The organism is Vibrio sp. 1978 (genome assembly GCF_033344345.1).
Genome location: NZ_JAWPOP010000114.1, coordinates 1 through 1,216 on the forward strand (window position 1 = coordinate 1; position 1,216 = coordinate 1,216).

The following is a 1,216-nucleotide window of genomic DNA, read 5'->3' on the forward strand; positions in this document are numbered from 1 at the left end:
TGAGAAGATTCCGGATAGCGCCACAATCTCGTCACCACTTTCACGCAGATCTCGCACGGTATGGTTGATAGGTAACCCTGCCCCAACCGTCGCGTTGTAGAGCCAGTAGCGACCGATTTTTGCGAATGCATCTTGCACTTGATGGTAGTACTGACTGTCGGCAGAGCCTGCAACTTTGTTAGCAGAAATTAAATGAATGCCTTGCTGAGCGATATCAACATAACGTTGCGCCAACTCTTTGCTCGCGGTCACGTCCAATACCACGGCTTCATCATAACCTTGTAAATCGCCTAACCGACTCAGCCACGTCCCATCGTTCTCAATACTTTCATCATCAAACTTGTCGGCAACCGCCGCCGCATCGATACCCTTTTCATCAAACCAATATGTCTGGCTATCGACAACGGCGACTAAGTCAAAGCTCATACCGTGGCGTTTTTCGAGTTCTGTTTTCTGAGTCGCAAATAGATTTAACCAGCTAGAACCGATATTGCCTTTGCCACATAACGCTACCGCTACGCGCTTTTGCGCTTGGAATAACTGGCTGTGAATCAACTGCACTAATGCTTCGGTATCGGTGCGACGCAGTACTGCAACTAGGCTTAAACCTGATTCAGTTTCAGAAACAAATTCAACTGGTGCGTGCTTCAATTTTTGGTAAAAACCAAAACAATGGTTGGCATTCTTCGTTACGCCCGCTCCGACAGCGGCCACAAGTGAATAGCCTTCTTTGAGTTTGATTTCAGCTTCAACCGCAAGATCTTGTAGATACTTCAGCGCACCTGTCGCAATCTCTGCGGTGTACGCTAAGCGTAATTTTTGCTGATCGGCTTGGGCTTCGTAAGAGAGTGGCTCGAGTTGCGCACGTTGAAGAGACTTTAAAACATCACTTTGGGTTTTGTTGAAGTCATGACCATGCCTAAAAGACAATTGAATCAACAATACTTCATCCAAAGAAGTGATGATTTTCGCTCCACGCCCAGAAGCAAGTACACGCTCAATACGCGTTGAACCCGATTCAGGTTGATAACTGCACTTGAGGCTTAAGTCCATCGTGCTTTGCGCGACAGGTTGTAACGTACGGCTATGCAAGACCGGAGCTGCAAGGCGGGCCAGTTCACTCGCTTCGTCTAAGCGCAGTAAAGGCAACAGACATGCGTCCGACACCAAACGAGGATCCGCACTGTAAACGCCAGCAACATCACTCCAAATGGTT

At 47.9% G+C, this 1,216-nt stretch carries 1 protein-coding gene; it reads right to left on the reverse strand.

Annotation, left to right across the window (positions count from 1 at the left end; all coding sequences use genetic code 11):
• A partial coding sequence (gene metL, locus R8N49_RS24850) for a bifunctional aspartate kinase/homoserine dehydrogenase II (RefSeq protein ID WP_318190182.1) occupies positions 1 to 1,216 on the reverse strand: 1,216 nt, incomplete at both ends.